1 protein-coding gene is annotated in these 1,997 nt (G+C 61.4%); it reads left to right on the forward strand.

The genetic code is table 11. From position 1 onward, the window contains the following. Nucleotides 1-707 precede the first annotated feature (707 nt). Nucleotides 708-1,919 carry a zinc dependent phospholipase C family protein gene (locus tag BEN49_RS14405; protein ID WP_070744528.1) on the forward strand — a complete coding sequence of 404 codons (1,212 nt, stop codon included), beginning with the start codon at nt 708-710 and terminating at the stop codon, nt 1,917-1,919. Nucleotides 1,920-1,997 lie beyond the last annotated feature (78 nt).

The following is a 1,997-nucleotide window of genomic DNA, read 5'->3' on the forward strand; positions in this document are numbered from 1 at the left end:
TGCTTCATCACGTAAAGCTACCAACCTCGCAAAAGGGAGTAGCAACTAAAGTCTTGCCCTGAAGGGCATAGCTTTAACTAGCGTGCTTGAAAAGTAAATAGCCCGTTCCGGGGTGTGGCTTGGGCTACAAAGCCCAAGCCACACCCCGGAACATTGGGTCTTCGGCGATGGTCTAAAACGGGGTGGTCCGGCGGCTTTTTCAGTCGTCGGACCACTCTTGCGATTGCCCGGAGCCGCTGTTTTTTAGTGAGAGTGGCCCGACGAAGCCCTTCGGGCAATTCGCCGGACTACTCCGTTTTAGACCACTGCCGGATTTTTTACAAGAATATTATTGCGCTTAAAAGCAAAACACCCGGCTCCCTTTGCAGGAAACCGGGTGTTTTGTTTGCCGCTTGCGCAGCAAGGCTGGGTGGGAAAGAGAATTCGATAGACAAATGTAATACAATTACGCAATCCATTGCGCAGGAGGTAAAAATATTTTTCAATCGATTGCCGTTATTTCTTCTTTAAGTGGGTGCCCAATCGCGGAATATTACCGAGGCGGGGAGCCCAGACGGGGCGGCGGGGGCCGCGGCTGGCTAATGCTATTTTACGCGGCCTGGTCATTATTTGCTACTTTTTGGGCCCCGGCGCTCAACAAATGCCGGCTTCTGCCGACCTTCGCCAGCGAGCTACCTTTGGTGGCATTTATCCTATTTCGCTGCTTTATGAAAAAATTATTCTTACCAGTTGCGCTGGCGCTGCTAGCGGTGGGTTCGGCCGGGGCCTGGGGCTTCTTTGGCCACCGCCTCATCACGCAGGTGGCCGTGTACCGGCTGCCGGGCAGCCTCCAGGGGTTTTATTTCCGCCATATGGCCGAGCTGGTGCGCCAGAGCACCGCCCCCGACGAGCGCCGCAACACCGACCCCGACGAGGCCGGCCGCCACTTCATCGACATGGACCATTACTCGGAGGACAACCCCTTCGGCAAGGTGCCGCAGGACTACGCCGCGGCGGTGGAAAAATTCTCGGCTGATACGCTGAAAAAGTACGGCACCGTGCCGTGGGTCATCGCCGAATACACCGAAAAGCTCACCAACGCCTTCCGGGAGCGCGACACGGTGGACATCATCAAGTACTCGGCCGAGCTGGGGCACTACGTGAGCGACGCCTACGTGCCGCTGCACACCACCATCAACTACGACGGGCAACTGACCAACCAGGCCGGCCTGCACAGCCTCTGGGAAAGCGCGTTGCCCGAGAAATACATTGCCGAGTACAACATCACTTACGAGCCGGCTTCCTACGTGAAGGACCCGCTGGCCGAGGCCTGGGGTACGGTGCAGCGCAGCTACGGCTTCCTGACCGAGACGTTTGATCGGGCCGGCAAGGTGGAACGGGCCATGCCGGGGCCCGAGCGCTACACGTTTTCGCACCTCTACGGCAAAACCCAACGCCGCTACTCCGACGCCTTCGCGGCCGAGTACGAGAAGCTGGTGGGCGGCATGGTGGCCAACCGCCTCAAGCTGGCCCCCACGGCGGTGGCCTCGCTCTGGCTCACGGCCTGGCAAAACGGCGGCAAGCCCGACCTCAACCAGCTCATGACGCCCAACCGCCTCAGCAAGGACGAAAAGGCGCGCCTGGAAACCGAGCTGGCCGCCGCCAAGAAAAACACCCTGGCCCAGGACCACCTGCTGCTGGCCCAGCGCGCCGAGAAGCGCGTGGAAAACCCCGACGAAATAAAAGCCGCCCAGGAAACCCCCGCCGTGCAGGCCGAGGACGTGCCCGAAACCGCGGACGCGCCCGACCCCGGCGCTACCCCGGCCGCTGCCCCCGCCGCCGCGGCCAAAACCGCCGCCCCGGTCAAGATCAAAACCAAAAGCAAGGGCCCCAGCGGCAGCACCAAAACCAAGACCACCAGCACCTCCATTCCCTGGTAGCCCAGGGCGCGGGGCCCCGGCGACACGGCCGCTCTGCCCCGGGGCCCCTGCACCCGAAGCGCCCGCGCCCCCCTGGCG

The sequence above is a fragment of the Hymenobacter coccineus genome (genome assembly GCF_001816125.1).
Lineage (GTDB): Bacteria > Bacteroidota > Bacteroidia > Cytophagales > Hymenobacteraceae > Hymenobacter > Hymenobacter coccineus.

What these genes read in the sequence shown, in the direction of transcription:
- BEN49_RS14405 (WP_070744528.1), top strand. Translation starts at nt 708, where the DNA reads ATGAAAAAATTATTCTTACCAGTTGCGCTGGCGCTGCTAGCGGTGGGT.